This is a genomic window from Streptomyces sp. A0642 (genome assembly GCF_004795105.1).
Taxonomy (GTDB): Bacteria; Actinomycetota; Actinomycetes; order Streptomycetales; family Streptomycetaceae; genus Streptomyces.
Genome location: NZ_SSBL01000004.1, coordinates 256,469 through 275,468, shown reverse-complemented (window position 1 = coordinate 275,468; position 19,000 = coordinate 256,469). Strand labels below are relative to the sequence as shown.

Below are 19,000 nucleotides of genomic sequence, written 5' to 3'. Positions count from 1 at the left end.
GATGCCGATGAGCCGCGCCGCCCTGCTGGTCCTGGCCGACGGCCGCTTTCCCGCCGGAGGCCACGCCCACTCCGGCGGAGCCGAGGCGGCTGTCGTGGCGGGGCGCATCCGCACCGCCGAGGACCTCGCCGCGTTCTGCAGGGGCCGCCTCCACACGGCCGGACTCACCGCCGCGGCGCTCGCCGCGGCGGCCGCCCACGGGCACGACCCGCTGGCCCTGGACGAGGCCGCGGACGCCCGTACGCCCTCACCCGCCCTGCGGGCGGCCGCCCACAAGCTGGGCCGGCAGCTGATGAGAGCGGCCCGCGCGACCTGGCCGGACGAGGAGCTCGACGCACTCGCCCTGGCCCGGCCGCGCGGCGCCCACCAGCCGGTCGTCCTCGGCCTGACCGCGCGCGCGGCGGGGCTCGGACCCGAGGACGCCGCACACTGCGCCGCGTACGAGACGGTCGGCGGACCGGCCACCGCCGTCGTCCGGCTGCTCTCCCTCAACCCCTTCGAAGCCACCGCCGTACTCGCCCGCCTCGCCCCCGAACTCGACCTCGTCGCCGAACGGGCCGCCGCCGCCGGTCGCGGTCCGATCGACGAACTGCCCGCCGCGTCGTCCCCGTTGCTCGACATCGCCGCGGAGGCCCACGCCGGACGACCGGTCCGGCTCTTCGCCTCATGACCCGGCGCACCCCATGACCCTCGGGTGCGGACGGCTCAATCCGCCGAACCGCGCCCGCCCCGCCCGAACAGCACAGGAGCCGCACCATGCACCTCGACCACGTCCACGACGGCCCGGCAGCCGTCGGCGCCGACGCCGCACGCCCCGACGGCACCCGGCGCGCCCTGCGCATCGGCCTCGGCGGACCGGTCGGGTCCGGGAAGACCGCCACCGTGGCCGCGCTCTGCCGGGCCCTGCGCGACCAGCTGTCCCTCGCCGTCGTCACCAATGACATCTACACCCGCGAGGACGCGGAGTTCCTGCTGCGCAACGCGGTCCTGCCCCCGGAGCGGATCCAGGCCGTCGAGACGGGCGCCTGCCCGCACACCGCCATCCGTGACGACATCTCCGCCAACCTCGAAGCCGTCGAGGACCTGGAGGACAGTGTCGGACCGCTCGACCTCATCCTCGTGGAATCCGGCGGCGACAACCTCACAGCCACCTTCTCCAAGGGTCTCGTGGACGCCCAGATCTTCATCATCGACGTCGCGGGCGGCGACGACATCCCCCGTAAGGGAGGCCCCGGCGTCACCACGTCGGACCTATTGGTGATCAACAAGACCGACCTGGCGCCGTACGTCGGCTCCGACCTCGGGCGGATGGCCCGCGACGCCGCTCAGCAGCGCGGCGAACGGCCCGTCGCCTTCACCTCGCTCACCTCCGGCGAAGGCGTCGGCCCGATCGCCGACTGGGTGCGGGGGCGACTCGCCTCCTGGACCGCGTGAGCGTCCGCGCCACCGCCCGCATCAGCGCCGTACGCGACGGGCGCGGCGCCACCACGCTCCCCGTCCTGGAGAGCGACGGACCGCTCGCCCTGCGCCGCACGAGGGCCGCCCTTCCGGGAGCCGCGCGCGTCACCGTCGTGGGCGCGATGAGCGCCCCGCTCGGCGGCGACCGGCTCGCCATCGAGGTGCGGATCGGGCAGGGCGCCCGGCTCGGCGTCGGCTCGGCGGCGGCCACCATCGCCCTGCCCGGGACCGGTCCCCGGGCGGAGCCGGCCCGCTACGACATCACGCTGAAGGTGGAGGACGGGGCCGGGCTCGACTGGCTTCCCGAGCAGCTCGTCTCGGCGCACGGCAGCGAACTGCACATGACCACCGTCGCCGAACTCGCCCCCACAGCCCGGCTGATGCTGCGCGAGGAGCAGGTCCTCGGCCGGCACGGCGAGACCACCGGCACGCTCCTGAGCCGGCTCACCGTCCGCCGCTGCGGACGCCCGCTCCTCGATCAGCAGACGGCGTACGGGCCGGGCGCGCCAGGCGGCTGGGACGGCCCGGCCGTGCTCGGCGGTCACCGGGCCGTCGGCCAACTGCTGCTCGTCGACCCGGCCTTCGACGACAAGGGGCCGGACACCCGGCTGCTGGGGCCCACAGCCGTACTCACCCGGCTCGCGGGCCCCGCCGTCCTGGTGACCGCCCTGGCCGCCGACGCGAGGGAGCTGCGCACCGTGCTGGACCGGGCGGCGGACGAACTGGCGGACCGCGCGAGCGGCTGAACACCGCTGGCAGGACTCCGGTGTCCGGTTATCGATTCGGTAAAGAAGTGGGTGGGCGCTCTGTTGCCGGGAGGCCCACAGACGACAGGATCCGCGGGAGGTTCCTACTGAACAGCGCCGCATCCGAAGGCGCTTCACCATGGGGGAGGTTCCACTTGAGACGCACAGCAGCGCTCGGCTCGGCCGGCGCTCTGATCGCGGGCACGCTCATAGCGGGCGCGATAGCCGCACCGGCTGCCACCGCCGACGGCCGCCACCACAACGGCTCCGAGGCACGCGGCGTCCAGCTGGCCGCCGCACGCGCGGCCAGGTCCGGTATCGACTGGGCGGACTGTCCGGCCGACTGGGCCATTTCCGCGCCGATCCAGTGCGGATGGGTCACCGTCCCGCTCGACTACGCGCGGCCCGACGGCAAGCAGATCAAGATAGCCGTCGACCGGCACGTCAGCACCGGTACCAGCAGCGAGCGCCAGGGCGCCCTGATCTACAACCCCGGCGGTCCCGGCGGCTCGGGCATGGCGTTCCCCAAGCGCATCCTCACCAAGAACCCGCTCTGGGCCAACGCGGCGAAGGCCTACGACTTCGTCGGCTTCGACCCCCGCGGCGTCGGCCACTCGGCGCCGATCTCCTGCATCGACCCGCAGGAGTTCGTCAAGGCGCCCAAGGCCGATCCGGTGCCCGACTCCGAGGCCGACAAGCGCGCCCAGCGCAAGCTCGCGGCCGAGTACGCGGACGGCTGCGCCGAACGCAGCGGCGAGATGCTGCCGCACATGACCACCCCCAACACCGCACGCGACCTGGACGTCATCCGCGCCGCGCTCGGTGAGGAGAAGCTCAACTACCTGGGCGTCTCCTACGGCACCTACCTGGGCGCGGTCTACGGCACCCTCTTCCCGTCCCATGTCCGCCGCATGGTCGTCGACAGCGTCGTCAACCCGGCCAAGGACAACATCTGGTACCAGGCCAACCTCAACCAGGACGTGGCCTTCCAGATGCGCTGGAACGACTGGAAGGCCTGGGTCGCCGCCAACGACAGCGTCTTCCACATCGGCGACACGCCGCAGAAGGTCGAGGAGGAGTGGCTGAAGCTGCGCGCGGCCGCGAAGAAGAGCCCGATCGGTGGCGTCGTCGGCCCCGCCGAGCTCATCGGCTTCTTCCAGAGCGCCCCGTACTACGACTCCGCCTGGGCGCCCACCGCCCGGACCTGGAGCGCCTACCGGGCCGGTGACACCCAGGCGCTGATCGACGCCGCCGCGCCCGACCTGTCGGACACGGCGGGCAACATCCGGTCCGAGAACAGCAACGCCGTGTACACCGCGGTCGAGTGCGCGGACGCCAAGTGGCCCACCAACTGGCGCACGTGGGACCGGGACAACACCCGGCTGCACAAGGACTACCCGTTCATGACCTGGGCCAACGCCTGGATGAACCTGCCTTGCGCGACCTGGGGGGCCAAGCAGCAGACCCCGCTGAACGTCCGCACCGGCAAGGGCCTGCCCCCGGTGCTGATCGTGCAGTCCACACGTGACGCCGCCACTCCGTACGAGGGCGCCGTCGAACTGCACAAGCGCTTCAGCGGCTCACGCCTCATCACCGAGGAGGGCGCCGGCTCGCACGGCGTCACCGGACTGGTCAACCCCTGCATCAACGAGCGGGTGGACAACTACCTGCTCACCGGGAAGACCGACCGGCACGACGTGACGTGCACCCCGCACGCCACGCCGAAGCCGTAGCAGGCGAGTGACGGGACGGGCCGCCGGTACGTCACCGGCGGCCCGTTCCCGTTCCCTTTGCCACGGCCGGCTCACGCTTCCCGGTCGTACCGCTCCAGCCAGGCGTCCTCCGCCGCGTAGTCGAAGAGCCGGGCGCCGTAGGCCCGCAGCATCGCCGGATAGGCGTCCGCCCAGTCCCGGTCCGCGAGCCGCCCGACGATCCACGCGACCGTCTCCGGCAGCGACTCCGCGTACCCCGTCACCGCCCGGTACCCGAGCTCCCGCTCCGCGGCCGACATGTCGTAGACGATGGGATGCGGGCTCGTCCAGGGCGTCTCTCCCACCCCCTCCGGCGTGGCGGGCCCCGGCATCAGTACGGTCCGCGTGCTCCGGCCCAGTACGGCGTCCACCGCCTCGCCGATCTCCGCGACCGTCGGCGCCTGCGGATCGGCGGCGTTGAGCACCCGCGAGCCCGGCTTCCGAGCCGCGAGCCGGATCAGCTCCGCGACGTTGGCCGCGTGGACCGGATGGAAGCGAGACGTCCCCCCGTACGCCAGCACCCGCCGCGCCCGGCCGTCCAGGGCCCGCTTCACGAAGTAGAGCTCGCGCGGTGAGCGGCAGTGCGGACCGTGGACCGCGCCGGCCCGCAGCAGCGTGACCGGCAGGGCGTCACCCGCTGCCAGCAGGTCGCGCTCCAGCCGGATCTTCCGCGTCGCGTACGTGGCCCCGCCCGGTGCGACCGTGGCCTGCGTCTCCGGCAGCGGCACCGGGTAGCGGGGCGCTCCGTCCGGGTCGTCGTGCGTATCGAAACTGCGGCCACGGTCGTCCTCGTACACCGCCCCGCTGGAGACGACCACCGCGGAGCCGATCCGGTCCGCGAGCGCCGTCAGCTGCCGGGCATGTCCCTCCCCGTAGGCCACCATGTCCACCAGCACGTCACAGCCGTCACCGAGCGCCGCCGCGAGCGCACCGTCCTCGTCGCGGTCCAGCGCGGCCGTCCGCACACCCCCGTCCCAGCTCTTGTCACGGTCGCCGCCGCGCGAGGCGGCGGTGACCTCCCAGCCGTCCTCGACGAGCGAGCGCACCGCAGCCCGCCCGATCTGGCCCGTCGCTCCCAGCACCCATGCGTGTCCCTTGCTCATGCATCGCACGCTAGGGGCTGGGCAGTGCCCGGACCAGCGGTTTCCGCCGAGCGCGGATCCGCCGTCAGCGTCGCCGTTTCGGGAACTTCCCCGTGCTCTCCGCCTGTTCGGCCGCCTTCACCTTGGCCGCGTACTCGTCGACGTACTCCTGACCGGAAAGACCGAGGATCGCGTACATGATCTCGTCGGTGACCGCCCGGATCGCCGCCTTCTCGTTCTCCAGGCCGGCATAGCGGGAGAAGTCCAGCGGCTCGCCGAAGCGGATGGTGACCTGCTTGATGCGGGGGACGACCTTGCCGGGCGGCTGGATCTCGAACGTGCCGACCATCGCGCACGGCACCACCGGCACCCGCGCCCGGATGGCCATCACCGCCACCCCGACCTTGCCCTTGTAGAGCCGGCCGTCGTGCGAACGGGTGCCCTCGGGGTAGATGCCCAGCAGTTCGCCCTTGCTCAGCACCCCGAGCCCCTCGCGGATCGCCGCCTGTCCCGCCTCCTTGCCCGAGCGGTCCACCGGGATCTGGCCGGCGCTGCGGAAGAACGCCGCGGTCAGACGGCCTTTCACGCCGGGGCCGGTGAAGTACTCGGCCTTCGCGAGGAAGGTGATCCGCCGCTTGATGATCGCGGGCATCAGGAAGTGGTCGGAGAAGGACAGGTGGTTGCCGGCGATGATCGCCGCGCCGTCCGCCGGGATGTGCTCCATGCCGTTGATGACGGGACGGAAGAACAGCCGCAGCAGCGGCCCCAGGACGACGTACTTGAGCACGTAATAGAACACGGGCGGCTCCAAGCTCTGCCGGATCGGCTCCGGGACTGCGTTCTCCCAGGTCAGTGGATGTCTCGATGAAGACAGCCTAGAGCCGTCCGGCGCCTCTTGTAAGCGTGCGCGACGGGGGCGGGCGCGAGGTTGTACGAGACGGTGACATGACACCGCCCCCTGCCGGCTTTCCGGCAGGGGGCAGGTCCGTAGGGGAACCCGGGGTCCGGGCCCCGTCACCGTGTCAGTACGGGGACGGGGCCGGACGGCGGGGTCAGGGCGCGGTGCCCCAGGCGAGCGTGCCGGCCACGTACACGCCGACCTTCGGCGCGTCGGCGTAGCTCGTCGAGGTCGAACGGCTGTAGTCGTCCGCCTCGTTGAAGTTGGACCAGTCGCTCTTGTTCAGCCGCATCTGGATCTCACCCGTCGACGCGCCCGCCGCCAGGGTGCCGCTGCCGAAGGAGACCTCCAGGTAGTGGCTGGCGCCGGCCGCCGAACCGGCGGTCTTCACGCTGTGCGTCAGGGTGCCGCAGCCGATGACCGCCCAGTCGCACGAGGTGCCGAAGGTGGAGGACCCGGCCTCCGGGGTGAACCAGTAGCGCAGCTTCACCGTGGACAGGTCCACCGCGGTGGTGCCGGTGTTGACCAGCTGCAGGCCCATGCGGATCTGGTTGTCGGTCGCGGACGAGTCCGTGTTCTTGTACTGGGCCTTGAGCGCGCCCGTTCCGGTGCCGCCGCCCGCGGAGGTGGTGACGGACAGCGCGGTGGAGGCCGCCGAGACGTTGCCGGCCGCGTCCTTCGCCTTGACCGTGTAGCTGTAGGCGGTCGAGGCCGCGAGACCCGAGTCGGTGTACGAGGTCGTGGTGGAGGTTCCCACCTGCACGCCGTTACGGAACACGTTGTAGCCGGTCACGCCGGTGTTGTCGGTCGATGCGGTCCAGGACAACGACACGCTGCTGCTGGTCTTCGCCGTCGCGGTCACACCGGTCGGCGCGGTCGGCGCCTGGGTGTCACCGGTGCCGCCGCCCGCGGAGGTGGTGACGGACAGCGCGGTGGAGGCCGCCGAGACGTTGCCGGCCGCGTCCTTCGCCTTGACCGTGTAGCTGTAGGCGGTCGAGGCCGTGAGACCCGAGTCGGTGTACGAGGTCGTGGTGGAGGTTCCCACCTGCACGCCGTTACGGAACACGTTGTAGCCGGTCACGCCGGTGTTGTCGGTCGACGCGGTCCAGGACAACGACACGCTGCTGCTGGTCTTCGCCGTCGCGGTCACACCGGTCGGCGCGGTCGGCGCCTGGGTGTCGCCCCCGGGGTTGCCACCGCCGTCGATCGGCGGGTAGGCGTTGCGCACGAGCTCCTGGAACTGCGCGGAGAACCAGTGACCCGCGAGCGGGGAGTTCGGCAGCGCGCCCGTCATGCTGTTGCCGTTGCGGCCGTTACCGGTGTACGTGGGGTCGCACATCCGGTCGAAGCCCTTGCCCTCGTCGTTCTCGACGGGGGCGCTGTTGCCGTCCGACTCGCCCGGGGGCTTGGCCCAGACGTACGCGTCGATGCCGGCCTCAGGGGCCGCGGTGGGACGCTCGCCGATGCCGGCGCCGCTCTGGTTGCACCAGTTGCCGGCGTGGATGCGCCGGTCGACCCGGCCGCCGTTGACGTAGGCGTCGACGCTCGTCAGCGGACCGGCGGAGGTCGGCCGCGCGGTGCCGCCCCAGCCGTTGCGGGCGGTGTCGATCAGCATGCCGATGTTGGAGTTGAAGCCCTGGCTCACCAGCAGGGTGCGCAGCGCCTGGGCGAACGACAGCTCATCGGTGTAGTAGTTCCAGTCGATCCACTTGGACTGGCGCACGGTAGTGCCGTTCACCGAGTCGGTGATCTTGAAGTTCGGCTCCTTGAGGGCCGAGTAGTTGGCCGTGTTCACGATGAAGCCGGACACGTCGTTGACCGTGGCGCCCTCGGACGTGGCGGCCTTCTTGAACTCCGTGGCTGCCGGGCCCATGTTGCTGTCCCAGCCTAGCCAGCCGTGGTGGGCGGCGTCGATGTAGTTGTAGACGTTGGGAATGGCGCCGAGGGTGTGCAGGGCGTAGCCGACGCCCTTCTCGTAGTTGCCGTTCGCCTTCATCGTCGCGCAGGCGTCCGTGGAACCGGCGGTGCCGCCCGCGTTGGTGACGATGTTGGGCAGCGAGTCCGGCTCGATGATGGTGACGATCCGCAGGCTCGCGTACGCCGGGTCGGCGAGGATGTCGGAGATCGGGTCGATGTACTCGTTCTTGTACCGGTCGAGCTCGGTGGGGCCGAGTTCGCCGTTGGAAGCCAGCGCGGCACAGTCGCGACCCGGCAGGTCGTAGATGACGACCTGGAACAGGTTCGCGCCCTGGTCGAGAGCGGTGTCGAGGTGCTCCCGAAGGCTCATCGCGGAGGCCGAGCCGCTGATGGCCGCGATGCGGTCCATCCAGACGAAGGCGGGCGTGTCGGCGATGGCGGCGCCACCCGGTTCGGCCGCCGCCTTGGCGGACCAGTCCGGGTTCACGTATGCCTTGGCGCCCACATAGGGGTTGTCGACCCGTGCGGCTGCTGCCGCGGGGGTGGCGGGGATCGCCACCATCAGGGCGGCACCCATGGCCAGGGCGGAGGCTGCGGCCAGCCTCCGGCGCAGCCCGTGCGTGATCGTGCCTCTGGTACTCATTGCGGCTCCGTGCTCCTCTCATACGCCTGCGGAAGCTCCCCGCAGACGGGTCGTGGGGGTGTTGCGTGGGGCCGGGGCCCCTCGGGGCGCCGTCAGCGGGGACGGTGACGCCGTGGTGCGTGGGTGGGGACGGGGGTGGGTGGTTCCCCGATGGCGGGCAGAGCGGGGTGGATGGAGAGCCCGCCATCGGGAGTGGGTGGGTGGCCGGCCGGTCAGGGGCCGGTCACGGTGCGGTCCCGGCGGACAGGGCGCCGTTGACGTACACCCCGACCTTCGAGGCGTCGGCGAAGGCGGTGTTGGCCGCCCTGCTGTAGTCGTCGGTCTCGTTGAAGGAGGACCAGTCGGCCTTGTTGAACCGGAGCTGCATCTCCCCGGTGGAGGCGCCGGGGGCCAGGCTGCCGCCGGTGAAGCCGACCTCCAGGTAGTGGTCCGCGCCCGGCTTCGCGGATCCGGCCGTCGCCACGCGGTGGGTGACCGCGCCGCAGCCGATCACCGCGTAGTCGCACGAGGTGCCGTACGAGGCGGAGCCGGACTCACCGCTGAACCAGTAGCGCAGGGTCACCTTGCTCAGATCCACCGCCGTGGTGCCGGTGTTGACCAGCTGGAGGCCGGGCCTGATCTGGTTGTCGCCGGGCGAGGAGTCGTTGTTCTTGTACTGCGCCTTGAGCAAGCCGCTACTCCCGCCCCCTCCTGCCGCGGTGGTCGCGCTGACCGCCGCGGAGGGAGCGGAGGTGTTCCCGGCCGCGTCCCTGGCGCGCACGGTGTAGCTGTGCGAGGTCGACGCGGCGAGACCGGTGTCGGTGAACGAGGCGGAGGTGGTGGAGCCCGCCTTCGCCCCGTCGCGGTAGACGTCGTACCCGGCGACGCCGGTGTCGTCCGTCGCCGGGGTCCACGCCAGGGAGACCGAGCCGCTGGTCGTGCCGGTCACGGCCAGGCCGGCCGGCGCCGTCGGCGCCTGGGTGTCCTCCCCGCCGCCGGACTCCGCGCTCGCCTCGAAGGAGAACCGGTTCATCCCGAGTCCCTGACCGCCCTGCCAGATCTCGAACCCGGCCTCGGCGTCGATGAGGTAGTGCGCCGGGTTGATCGACCCCCGGCCCACGCCGTCGTCGATCAGGTCCTTCACATCGAAGTCGGCGAGCTCGGTGGCCCCGCCCTGGAGCACGTACGAGATCACCTTCCAGCCCGAGGCGCCGGGACCCGTCCAGACGTCCCAGTTACGGCCGTCGAGCTGGACCGTCGCCGTGCGGGACCCGATCGGCTGGACTCCGCCGCGGTGGTTCATCCAGACCATCACCTCGGTGCCGTCCGGCTGGTCGTCGGTGACCGGCGCCGAGTTGAACCAGATGTCCATCGAGACGTTGTACGCGCCGGATCCGACCTGGGTGGTCGACCAGTCCGTCCGTACACTGCCCAGTTGGTCGACGCGCAGCGGCAGCCCGCTGTCCGTCGTGCACGCCCCCCAGTGACAGCCCTTGTAACTGGAGGGGTACGTCGCCGGGGCGCCGTTCGTCGGCAGGTTGAAGGAGGACTTGGTGACGCTCCACGCGCCCGTGTCGGGGTCGACGCTGACGCACTGCTCGGTCTCGGAGTTCCACTCGTTCTGCTGGTAGAGGTACTCCCCGCCCCGCAGTTCGGTGGTCCCCCACTGGGTGCAGTCGGTGACCGGCGCGGCAGACGCGGCAGGCGCGCCGGTGAGCATCGAGGCAGCGGCCAGCACGAGCGCCGCCGCGGCGCCGGCCAGGGCCGGGAGTCTCGGGCCTGTCACGGCTCGACCCCCCAGGCGAGGGCCCCGGCGACATACGCCCCGACCTTGGAGGACTCGGCGTACGAGGTGTTGGCGGCGCGGCTGTAGTCGTTGGTCTCGTTGAAGTTGGACCAGTCGCTCTTGTTGAGCCGCAGCTGGAGCTCACCCGTCGACGCGCCCGCCGCCAGGGTGCCCGCACCACCGGTGAAGCCGACCTCCAGGTAGCGGTCGGCGCCCGTCTTCGGGCTGGAGACGGCGACCACCGAGTGGGTGATGTTGGACGAGCCGAGCGCGGCGTAGTCGCAGTACGTGCCGAAGGTGTTCGGGCCGCCGTCGGCGGTGAACCAGTACCGCAGCTTCACCGTCGACAGGTCGATCGGGGCGCTGCCCGTGTTCACCACCTGCAGCCCCAGCCTGATCTGGTTGTCGCTGGTGGACGAGTCGTTGTTCTTGTACTGGACCTTCACCGCGCCGGTGCCGGTGGAGCCGCCCGTCTTGGTGGTGGCGGTGACCGCGGCCGACAGCGCCGAGGTGTTGCCGCCCGCGTCCCGTGCCGCCACCGCGTAGCTGTACGCGGTCGCCGCGGCCAGGCCCGGGTCGGTGAACGTCCGCGTGGTGGCGTTCCCCGCCAGCACCCCGTTGCGGTAGACGTCGTAGCCGGTCACGGCGACGTTGTCGGTGGAGGCCGACCAGGAGAGCGAGACGCTGCTGCTTGTCGTAGCGGTCACGGTGAGGCCGGCCGGAACCGTCGGCGCCTCGGTGTCGCCACCGGTGCCGCCGCCCTCCACCAGCAGCTCCGCGTAGATAGCGAAGGCCAGGGCGAGCGCGGCCTGCGCCCAGAAGCGGTGGTACGTGAAGGTGGGCGCCGCGCCGCCGTCCAGGTAGGCCTGCACCTTCGGCCAGTCGGGGTCGTCCTTGTACCAGCTGCGGATGTCGAGGAACGTCGAACCCGGCTCGATGGTGTCGCCGTTCGGCATCGTGCCCGACCACCCGGCCGGGATGTACACCTCGTCGTTGAAGCGGTTGTAGTCCTTCCTGGTCTCCGGCACCGAGATGCCCTTGGCCGTGGCGTTCAGCGCCATCGCGTCCAGCAGCGCCTTGGCCAGTGCCGCGGCGTCCGCGTCCCCCGACTTGGCGGCGTAGTACGTGAGCGTCTTGACGTAGGCGGCGCCCACGCCGACGTCGTTGGCGTAGTCCACGACCTTGACGTGCAGACCCGCGTTGGCCCCGGGGGAGGCCGCGTTCCAGGTGTCGGGCTGTCCCGTCCAGTTGAGCGTGGACGGGAAGCGGAAGCTGCCGTCGGCGCCCACCGTCGTCTCGGACGAGGCCCAGGCCACCCACTTGGACAGGATCCTCTTCGCGGTCGCGTTGCCCGTCTCGTGGTAGTACGCGGCCAGGCGTTCCATGCCCCAGGCCTGGAAACCGAACCAGTTGTTGCTCGGCGGGTCGTGGTAGACCGGCTGCCAGTCGTAGGCCATGCCGTAGAAGGTGGGCGTGCCGGCGGGCGGCTTGCTGTAGCTGCCCTCCCAGCTGTTGGTGCAGCCACCCGCGAAAGCGCCCTCGCTCGACTGCAGCCAGGTCAGGAACTCCAGCTGCCGGGTCAGGCTCTTGGACCAGTCGGACCTGGCCGTCGCCGACTTGGGGGTCAGTGACGGCACGTTGGAAAGGGCCCAGGCCGCCAGCGGGTTCTGATAGCCCTGGTGGGAGGCGCCGTCACCGATGCGCCAGGCCCAGCCCCCGCCGCTGCCGGCGGCCGCGCCGCCCCAGGCGTAGTACCAGGACAGCAGGTAGTGCTGGGAGTCGCGGCCCGTGGCGGCCGGGCAGGAGGCGGGATCCGTGCAGTCGCCGACCCGCTTGAAGTACTTGTCGAACATGGCGTAGCGGAGGTAGTCGCCCATCTTGGCGGCCTTCGCGACCGAGGCCGACACGTCGCTCGCCTTGCCCTGTGCGGAGGCCCAGCGGTAGGCCCAGTAGGCGGCCTGCACCGCGCGGGCGTCGGCGTCCGGGGCGTTGGTGTACTTCCACTGCTTGGCGTAGCTCGCGTCGCCGACGAACAGGTCCAGATACCCGTTGGGGCCGCCGTACTTGAAGAGGTCGGTGGTGGGCTGGGGGACTGTCTCCCACACCGACTCCTGCGCGCCGCGCTGGTAGGTGTTGATGAAGGAGGCCCCGGCGCCCGGACCGGACTCGCCGCCGGTGCCCGGCTTGTTGCCGTAGCCGTAGACGTTGTCCAGGTCCATCAGCCAGTGCATGCCGTAGACGTCCATCGTCCCGTAGGACGAGGCGAGTTCGGTGGCGAGCGGGTCCGTGCCGACCTTGACCGAGGTGTCCAGTGCGGAGGGGTACCCGCTGGGCAGCGGGTGTTCCGGGGCGTAGGTCGCGGGGGACGACGGGTTGTAGGAGCCCGCGGTCGGCTGGTCGGCGTGCTGCGGGATGATCGTCTTCTCGGCGACCGCCCAGGCCGCGTTGAAGGGCGCCCAGTCACCGGTCACCCGTCCGTACGCCGCCTCCAGCCACATCCAGAAGCTGACGGCCTCCGACGTGGTCTGGTGGCCGTGGTCGGGGGCTTCGACCATCAGGGTCTCGACCGAGTGGTACGGCAGTCCCTCCGGGCTGAAGTAGCCGTTGGCGGACGCCTTGATCTTTCCGTACTGGGTGAGGAACGCCTGGGTGTACGGGTCGTCGGCCGCGGCCGCACGGGCGCCGGTGCCGGCCGCCGCCGACGCGGGCGCGGCGACGGCGGTGCCCTGCGTCAGGCCCATGGCCAGCAGGCTGCCGCCCAGGGCGCTGCTGAATGTTCTACGTGATATCGACACAAATCCTCCATTGGCGGGTGTCAGTGGGGAAGGAGGGGACGAAAAGAGGGGGACGGGGGTGGAGCGGGGACATGCGGCGGGGAAGGAAGCGGGGCTGGGGTGGGGCGGGGGAGCGGAGGAGCGGTGCGGGCCGGGGTGGCCGGCGGTCAGGGCTCGATGCCCCAGACCAGCTCGCCGCCGGCGTAGACGGCGATCCTGGAAGCGTCCGCGTACGAGGTGCCGGCCCCGTGGCTGTAGTCGTCCGACTCGTTGAAGTTCGACCAGTCCGTCTTGTTGAGACGCAGCTGGATCTCCCCGGTGGTGGCGCCCGGCGCCAGCGTCCCGCCGGCGAAGCCCACTTCGAGGTAGTGGTCCGCACCGGCCTTCGGGGTGCTCGCGGCGGCGACACGGTGGGTCACGTTCGAACAGCCGATCGGAGTCCAGTCGCACCAAGTGCTGTACGTGGACGCCCCGTTCTCGGAACTGAACCAGTAACGCACCGTCACGTCCGAGAGGCTGACCGCGGTCCCGCCGGTGTTCACGAGTTGGAGACCGGGCTTGATCTGGTTGTCGCCCACCGAGGCGTCGCTGCTGCGGTACTGCGCCTTGAGCGCCCCGGGGTCTCCGCCCTCACCGCTCCCGTCGTCGCCGCCCAGCGCGGTGCGCACGGCGGAGTACGCGGCCTTCGGCCGCAGGTTCTCGTCGTACAGGTTGGCCGCACCCTCGCCCGGGAACGTGCCCGGGACCCAGGAGTACGTGTCCGTGTAGTCCCAGACGGTGATGCCGACGCAGCGGGCGACCGCCAGGCAGGCTTCGGTCACCTGCCGGTAGTACGCGGTCTGGGTGGCCGTCTTGGCGGCGTCGGCGGGCAGCGGCATCCGCACGTCGAGTTCGGTAACGGCCACATCGAGCCCGAGGTCGGCGAAGCGCTGCATGTTCGCCTGCATCTGGTACGGGAAGCCGTACTGGACGGCCAGGTGCGCCTGCATGCCGACGCCGTCGAGCGGCACGCCCTTGTCGATCAGGTCGCTCACCAGGGCGTACAGGGCGTCGCTCTTCGCTCCGCGCCCTTCGACGTTGTAGTCGTTGATGTACAGCTTGGCGTCCGGGTCCGCGGCGTGGGCGGCACGCAGGGCGGTGGCGATGTAGTCGCTGCCCATGGCGGTGTAGAAGGGACTCGTGCGGAAGGTCCCGTCCTCGTTGAACGGCTCGTTCACCACGTCCCAGGCGGAGACCACGCCCCGGTAGTGCGTCGCCTCCTCGGTGATGTGGTGCGTCATGGCGGCCTCCACCTGCGCCGACGGCAGCGCGCCGACCCAGCCGGGCAGTTGGTTGTGCCAGACCAGGGTGTGGCCGCGCACCGTCTGGCCGTGCTGCCGGGCGAAGTCGGTGACCACATCGCCCTTGGTGAAGTCGAACTGTCCCCGTACCGGCTCGGTGGTGTCCCACTTCATGGAGTTGCCGGGAGTGATCTGCCCGAACTCGGAGCCCAGGGTGGCCGCGTAAGCGGCGTCCGGCAGCTCCGGGTTGTCGGTGGCGGAGCCGAAGTACCGGCCCTGGGCGGCGGCCAGTTCGTGCAGGGTGCCTTGCCCGGCGGCGTGGGCCGGTCCGCCCGTCAAGGTGGTCGCGACGGCCAGGGCGCCGACCAGGAGGGCCGGGAGCCCTCCCGCACGGGTGGGTCTACAGCGCTTCACCAAAGCCATGACTAACGCCTTCCTCGGCCTGGCGGCGGGTGTCGGGGGGAGCGCGGCTGCGCCCCTCAACACCCTTTTCGCCGCCCGGTGTTGGGGGAGAAGGGAGGGGAGTGGAGTGTGCAAGTCTTGATTGTGGGAGCGCTCCCAAGGTGGCGTGGTGATGGGCACCTGTCAAGACTTAAATCACAACTGCCTTACGAGCGCGTTAACTCGGCCACACGTCGAACGGACGGCGGGAGCGGTGGGGCGGGCGTCCCGTGAGGTGCCGGCGGTGACCGTCGGGCGGGAGCGCTCCCGCCGGTGTCTGAACGTTCCGTGCGTCGTGGGGGTGAAGGTGCTGACGGGGCGGGCGGGGCGCGTTCGCGATTGCGTGCGCACTGCTGCGGAGGGAGGTGTGTGCGCCGCCGTGGGGACGCACGTTGCGTGACGGACGGCGAGGCCCGCGCCCCCGTACCACGGCGATCGGAGGGCCGCTGCCGGGGGTGGGCGGCCGGTGCGTGTCCGGGGTGAACCCCCTGGACACGCGAGCGCGGGGTGGTGGCCGCGGCAGCCTCGGCGCGGGGCTCGTGCGGGCGGTACCGGCGCGTGACCGACTTCGACGGAGAGTGATCGAACGGGCACGCGCCGGGGGCGAGGGACGGATCCGCCGATGCCGTTTCCGGCGTACGCGATGGTGTACGGGGCCGGCCTCCCGGCCGGGTTGCCGGACGTGCGGGACGACGCGGAACCCCGTCTCAGCGCACCGTGAGCGAGCCGTGCATCGTCGGGTGGATGGTGCAGATGTACGGATACGATCCCGGCCGGGCCGGAGCGCGGAAGGTGACCGTTTGCCCCGACTTCACCTCGCCGGTGTCGAAGGCCTTGGTGCCGGTGGCCGTCACTGTGTGGGTTGTCCCGTCCTTGTTGATGACGGTGACCTTCGTACCCGGGGCGACGGTCAGCGTCGCCGGGTGGAACGCGAAGTCCTTGATCGTGATCAGGGCGCCGGCCGCCGACGGCGAGGCCGTCGACCGGGTGGCCGAGGGCGCGGAGCCGCCCCCGCCGCCGGAGCACCCGGCCAGGGCGGCGGCACACGCCACCGAGACCACCACGGCGATGCGAGCGCGGGCGGGAAGCAGGAGCGGTGCGCGCACGGCTCAGTACCCCCCGTCGCCGGGGGAGGAGGAAGTGGGGGACGGCGGGGGCGGGCTCTTGGTGACCTTGTTCCCGGCGGTGTCGAGCACGTACCAGGCGGCGCCGAAGCCGTTCGATCCCTGCCCGTTGGTGTCGCCCGCGCGCGTATCGCCCGCGTAGCGGTACAGCGGGTGGCCGTTGTAGGTGATCTCCGTGCGGCCGTCGGCACGCTTCGTGGTGCCGAGGAGGGAGGCCTGCACGCCCTTGCCGGCCACTGGCTTCCCGGTGACCGTCACGGGCGGCCAGGCCGTCGCGCAGTCGCCGTCGCACGTGGACCGGGAGCCGGTGTCCGCCTCCCAGAGATACAGCGTCCGCCCCTGGCCGTCGACCAGGATGGTGCCCAGCGGGCCCGACGCCGCCGCCACGGTCCCGGCGGCCCGCGTACCGGTCGCGGACGGCGTGGGCGAAGCCGCCCCGCTGTCCCCGCCGTCGTCCGAACACCCGCCGAGCACGGCGGCCAGCAGCCCCACCGTCGCCACCGCGGCCGCTCCTGCGCGGTTCCCCATCACGAACTCCTCGGGCCCGGCCACCGGATCGGCGGCACCGTGGCCCGAACAGTAGAGGCACGGCGGCCGACCACCCCGCAGGCACCCGGGGCGGGCCGTCGAGAGGCACCGTCCGGGTGTACGGCAAGGGGCCGGGCCCCGCCGCCCGGCGGCTCAGGTTTCGCGGGTGGCGACCATTCCCACCGTGATCAGCCCCAGCACCACCCAGCCGAACCAGAGCCAGCCGTTGCTCCCCAGCGCCACCGTGTACGCGGTGACGGTCACCAGGGCGCCTACGGTGAGCACGCCCATGGTCTTCGTAGCGGACATGCGCGAACCTCCCTCATCGGCCGCGCGGCCGTGGAGGCCATCGTCCCCCCGAAGGCCCCTCCACCGCTACTGTCCGCGTGCCTGCAATGAGGCGAGATAGGCGTTGTACGCCTGGAGCTCCTGGTCGCCGTCCCGGTCCGCGGCCCGGTCCGAGCGCTTCGCCGTCCGCTGTTCCGAGCGGTACCACTGGAACACCAGGGCCACCAGGACCAGCACCGAGGGGATCTCGCTGAACGCCCACGCGATGCCGCCCGCGGCGTTCTGGTCGGACAGGGCGTCGATGCCGAGCGAGGCCGGGGGGTTCTCGTAGACCTTCACCATCGGCTCGCTCGCCATCATCAGCGCGATGCCGAAGAAGGCGTGGAACGGCATCCCGGCGAACAGCTCCAGCATCCGCATGACGTAACCCGGGCGGTGCGGGCCGGGATCGATGCCCATGATCGGCCAGAAGAAGAACAGGCCGACCGCCAGGAAGTGCACCATCATCGCCAGATGCCCGGCCGTCGAACCCATCAGGAAGTCGAAGAGAGGGGTGAAGTAGAGGGCGTAGAGGCTGGCGATGAAGAGCGGGATGGTGAACGCGGGATGCGTGACGATCTTCATGTAGCGGCTGTGCAGCAGCATCAGGAGCAGCTCACGCGGCCCCTTGGCGCCCCGCGCCGCGACCGGCAGAGCACGCAGGGCGAGCGTCACGGGAGCGCCGAGCAGCAGCAGGATCGGCGACAGCATGCTGATCACCATGTGCTGCACCATGTGCACGCTGAACATGACCATGCCGTAGTCGTTCAGCCGGGTGCACATCACCAGCGCGATGGTCAGCACCCCGACGACGAAGAAGGCGACCCGGCTGACCGGCCAGCCGTCCCCGCGCCTGCGCAGGCGCAGCACCGCGTACCCGTACAGGACCACTGCGAGGACGCAGCCGATCAGGAAGAACGGGTCCGCGGAGAACTGGAGCCCGCGTCCCAGCGTGAACGGCGGGAGATCCATGTTCATGCCGTGCCCGCTGTGATCCATCTGTTCACTCCCGATGGGAACGCCGGGGACGTTCCCGTTTCGTGCCGGTTGTCCCGACCAGAGTAGAACCGCCCCCGGCCGCAGCTGCGGCCGGGGGCGGTATCAGGTCGTCGGGTGTCTCAGAGCACGCACTCGGCCTCGGCGTACCGCTCGGCCGGGACCGTCTTCAGGGTCTCCACGGCGTCGGCGAGGGGCACCATCGTGATGTCCGTGCCGCGCAGGGCCGTCATCATGCCGAACTCGCCGCGGTGCGCCGCCTCCACCGCGTGCCAGCCGAAGCGGGTCGCGAGGACGCGGTCGTACGCGGTCGGCGTTCCGCCGCGCTGGACGTGGCCGAGGATCACCGGGCGCGCCTCCTTGCCCAGGCGCTGCTCCAGCTCGATGGAGAGCTGGGTCGCGACGCCGGCGAAGCGCTCGTGGCCGTAGATGTCCTTGACGCCGGTGTCGAACTCCATGGAGCCCTCACGCGGCTTGGCGCCCTCGGCGACCACGACGATCGCGAACTTCTTGCCGGCCGAGAAGCGCCGGCCGACCAGCTCGGTCAGCTCGTCGATGTCGAAGGGGCGCTCGGGGACGACGATGGCGTGTGCGCCGGCCGCCATGCCGGAGTGCAGGGCGATCCAGCCGGTGTGGCGGCCCATGACCTCGACGATCATGACGCGCTGGTGCGACTCGGCGGTGGTCTTCAGCCGGTCGAGCGCTTCGGTGGCCACGCCCACCGCGGTGTCGAACCCGAAGGTCACGTCCGTGGACGCGATGTCGTTGTCGATCGTCTTCGGTACGCCGACGATCGGCAGCCCCGCCTCGGACAGCAGGTTGGCCGCCTTCAGCGTCCCCTCGCCGCCGATCGGGATGATCGCGTCGAGACCGAGGTCCGCGACATGGCCCCTGGCCGTCTCCACGCCGCCGCGCAGGTGGGCGGGCTGGACCCGGGAGGAGCCGAGGATCGTGCCGCCGCGGGCGAGGATGCCGCCGACCGCGTCGAGGTCGAGCTTGCGGTAGTCGCACTCGAGGAGGCCCCGCCACCCGTCGTGGAAGCCGATGACCTCGTCGCCGTGGTCGACGACGGCGCGGTGGACGACGGAACGGATGACGGCATTGAGGCCGGGGCAGTCGCCGCCTGAGGTGAGCACACCAATTCGCATTGCCCGGGAAACCTTTGCAACGTGGGCCGACGACCGGACCACGTCGTCCGGTTGGATCCCCGCCACCCTACCGGCGCAGGGTGGCGGGACCGAACCGGGCGTCCGCCTGCTGGACTCCGCTC

The 19,000-nt window shown here is 71.3% G+C and carries 14 protein-coding genes and 2 pseudogenes; 4 read left to right on the top strand and 12 right to left on the bottom strand.

The genetic code is table 11. The features are described from left to right. Positions 1-7 precede the first annotated feature (7 nt). From E6R60_RS10620 to E6R60_RS10605, 4 genes are all read left to right on the top strand, one after another. Positions 8-670 carry an urease accessory UreF family protein gene (locus E6R60_RS10620; RefSeq protein ID WP_136326220.1) on the top strand — a complete coding sequence of 221 codons (663 nt, stop codon included), beginning with the start codon at positions 8-10 and terminating at the stop codon, positions 668-670. 86 nt (positions 671-756) lie between these two features. Beyond that, entirely contained in the window at positions 757-1,434 is a 678-nt protein-coding gene (ureG, locus tag E6R60_RS10615; RefSeq protein ID WP_136326219.1) for an urease accessory protein UreG, read from the top strand. Continuing rightward, positions 1,431-2,204 (top strand): urease accessory protein UreD, encoded by a 774-nt coding sequence (locus E6R60_RS10610; protein ID WP_136326218.1) that lies wholly within the window; start codon positions 1,431-1,433, stop codon positions 2,202-2,204. Before ureG ends, E6R60_RS10610 begins: the two co-directional genes overlap by 4 nt. Before the next feature lie 155 nt (positions 2,205-2,359). Next, positions 2,360-3,937, top strand: a complete 1,578-nt coding sequence (locus E6R60_RS10605; RefSeq protein WP_136326217.1) for an alpha/beta hydrolase — start codon at positions 2,360-2,362, stop codon at positions 3,935-3,937. Between the two features lie 71 nt (positions 3,938-4,008). Here E6R60_RS10605 and E6R60_RS10600 read toward each other — a convergent pair whose 3' ends face one another. From E6R60_RS10600 to E6R60_RS10550, 12 genes and pseudogenes are all read right to left on the bottom strand, one after another. Next, positions 4,009-5,058 carry an NAD-dependent epimerase/dehydratase family protein gene (locus tag E6R60_RS10600; RefSeq protein WP_136326216.1) on the bottom strand — a complete coding sequence of 350 codons (1,050 nt, stop codon included), beginning with the start codon at positions 5,056-5,058 and terminating at the stop codon, positions 4,009-4,011. A 64-nt stretch (positions 5,059-5,122) separates the two neighbouring features. Further along, positions 5,123-5,836, bottom strand: a complete 714-nt coding sequence (locus E6R60_RS10595) for a lysophospholipid acyltransferase family protein (RefSeq protein WP_136326215.1) — start codon at positions 5,834-5,836, stop codon at positions 5,123-5,125. A 253-nt stretch (positions 5,837-6,089) separates the two neighbouring features. Beyond that, positions 6,090-8,495: a glycoside hydrolase family 6 protein gene (locus E6R60_RS10590; protein ID WP_276613953.1), complete on the bottom strand. Its 2,406-nt coding sequence runs from the start codon at positions 8,493-8,495 to the stop codon at positions 6,090-6,092. A gap of 223 nt (positions 8,496-8,718) precedes the next feature. After that, positions 8,719-9,474: pseudogene (locus tag E6R60_RS37330) on the bottom strand (cellulose binding domain-containing protein); the annotation flags it as partial. Positions 9,475-9,501: 27 nt separating this feature from the next. After that, a pseudogene (locus E6R60_RS36980) lies at positions 9,502-10,194 on the bottom strand (hypothetical protein); the annotation flags it as partial. Positions 10,195-10,256: 62 nt separating this feature from the next. After that, positions 10,257-13,010, bottom strand: a complete 2,754-nt coding sequence (locus tag E6R60_RS10580; protein WP_136326404.1) for a glycoside hydrolase family 48 protein — start codon at positions 13,008-13,010, stop codon at positions 10,257-10,259. 191 nt (positions 13,011-13,201) lie between these two features. After that, on the bottom strand, positions 13,202-14,737 hold the full coding sequence (locus E6R60_RS10575) for an endo-1,4-beta-xylanase (RefSeq protein WP_240802490.1): 1,536 nt from the start codon (positions 14,735-14,737) through the stop codon (positions 13,202-13,204). A 725-nt stretch (positions 14,738-15,462) separates the two neighbouring features. Next, positions 15,463-15,861 (bottom strand): cupredoxin domain-containing protein, encoded by a 399-nt coding sequence (locus E6R60_RS10570; RefSeq protein WP_240802489.1) that lies wholly within the window; start codon positions 15,859-15,861, stop codon positions 15,463-15,465. A gap of 3 nt (positions 15,862-15,864) precedes the next feature. Continuing rightward, complete coding sequence (locus E6R60_RS10565; RefSeq protein ID WP_136326213.1) at positions 15,865-16,407, bottom strand: hypothetical protein; 543 nt, start codon at positions 16,405-16,407, stop codon at positions 15,865-15,867. Between the two features lie 153 nt (positions 16,408-16,560). After that, a complete protein-coding gene (locus tag E6R60_RS10560) occupies positions 16,561-16,716 on the bottom strand; it encodes a hypothetical protein (RefSeq protein ID WP_136326212.1) in 156 nt (51 codons plus the stop codon). Positions 16,717-16,782: 66 nt separating this feature from the next. Then, positions 16,783-17,733: a cytochrome c oxidase assembly protein gene (locus E6R60_RS10555; protein WP_136326211.1), complete on the bottom strand. Its 951-nt coding sequence runs from the start codon at positions 17,731-17,733 to the stop codon at positions 16,783-16,785. A 119-nt stretch (positions 17,734-17,852) separates the two neighbouring features. Next, positions 17,853-18,878 carry a 6-phosphofructokinase gene (locus tag E6R60_RS10550; RefSeq protein ID WP_136326210.1) on the bottom strand — a complete coding sequence of 342 codons (1,026 nt, stop codon included), beginning with the start codon at positions 18,876-18,878 and terminating at the stop codon, positions 17,853-17,855. Positions 18,879-19,000: the final 122 nt, after the last annotated feature.

Bases quoted from the DNA above. Each gene is read 5' to 3' on its own strand.
- E6R60_RS10620 (WP_136326220.1), top strand. From the start codon at position 8: ATGAGCCGCGCCGCCCTGCTGGTCCTGGCCGACGGCCGCTTTCCCGCC.
- ureG (WP_136326219.1), top strand. From the start codon at position 757: ATGCACCTCGACCACGTCCACGACGGCCCGGCAGCCGTCGGCGCCGAC.
- E6R60_RS10600 (WP_136326216.1), bottom strand. From the start codon at position 5,058: ATGAGCAAGGGACACGCATGGGTGCTGGGAGCGACGGGCCAGATCGGG.
- E6R60_RS10590 (WP_276613953.1), bottom strand. From the start codon at position 8,495: ATGAGTACCAGAGGCACGATCACGCACGGGCTGCGCCGGAGGCTGGCC.
- E6R60_RS10575 (WP_240802490.1), bottom strand. From the start codon at position 14,737: ATGGCTTTGGTGAAGCGCTGTAGACCCACCCGTGCGGGAGGGCTCCCG.
- E6R60_RS10565 (WP_136326213.1), bottom strand. From the start codon at position 16,407: ATGGGGAACCGCGCAGGAGCGGCCGCGGTGGCGACGGTGGGGCTGCTG.
- E6R60_RS10560 (WP_136326212.1), bottom strand. From the start codon at position 16,716: ATGTCCGCTACGAAGACCATGGGCGTGCTCACCGTAGGCGCCCTGGTG.
- E6R60_RS10555 (WP_136326211.1), bottom strand. From the start codon at position 17,733: ATGGATCACAGCGGGCACGGCATGAACATGGATCTCCCGCCGTTCACG.
- E6R60_RS10550 (WP_136326210.1), bottom strand. From the start codon at position 18,878: ATGCGAATTGGTGTGCTCACCTCAGGCGGCGACTGCCCCGGCCTCAAT.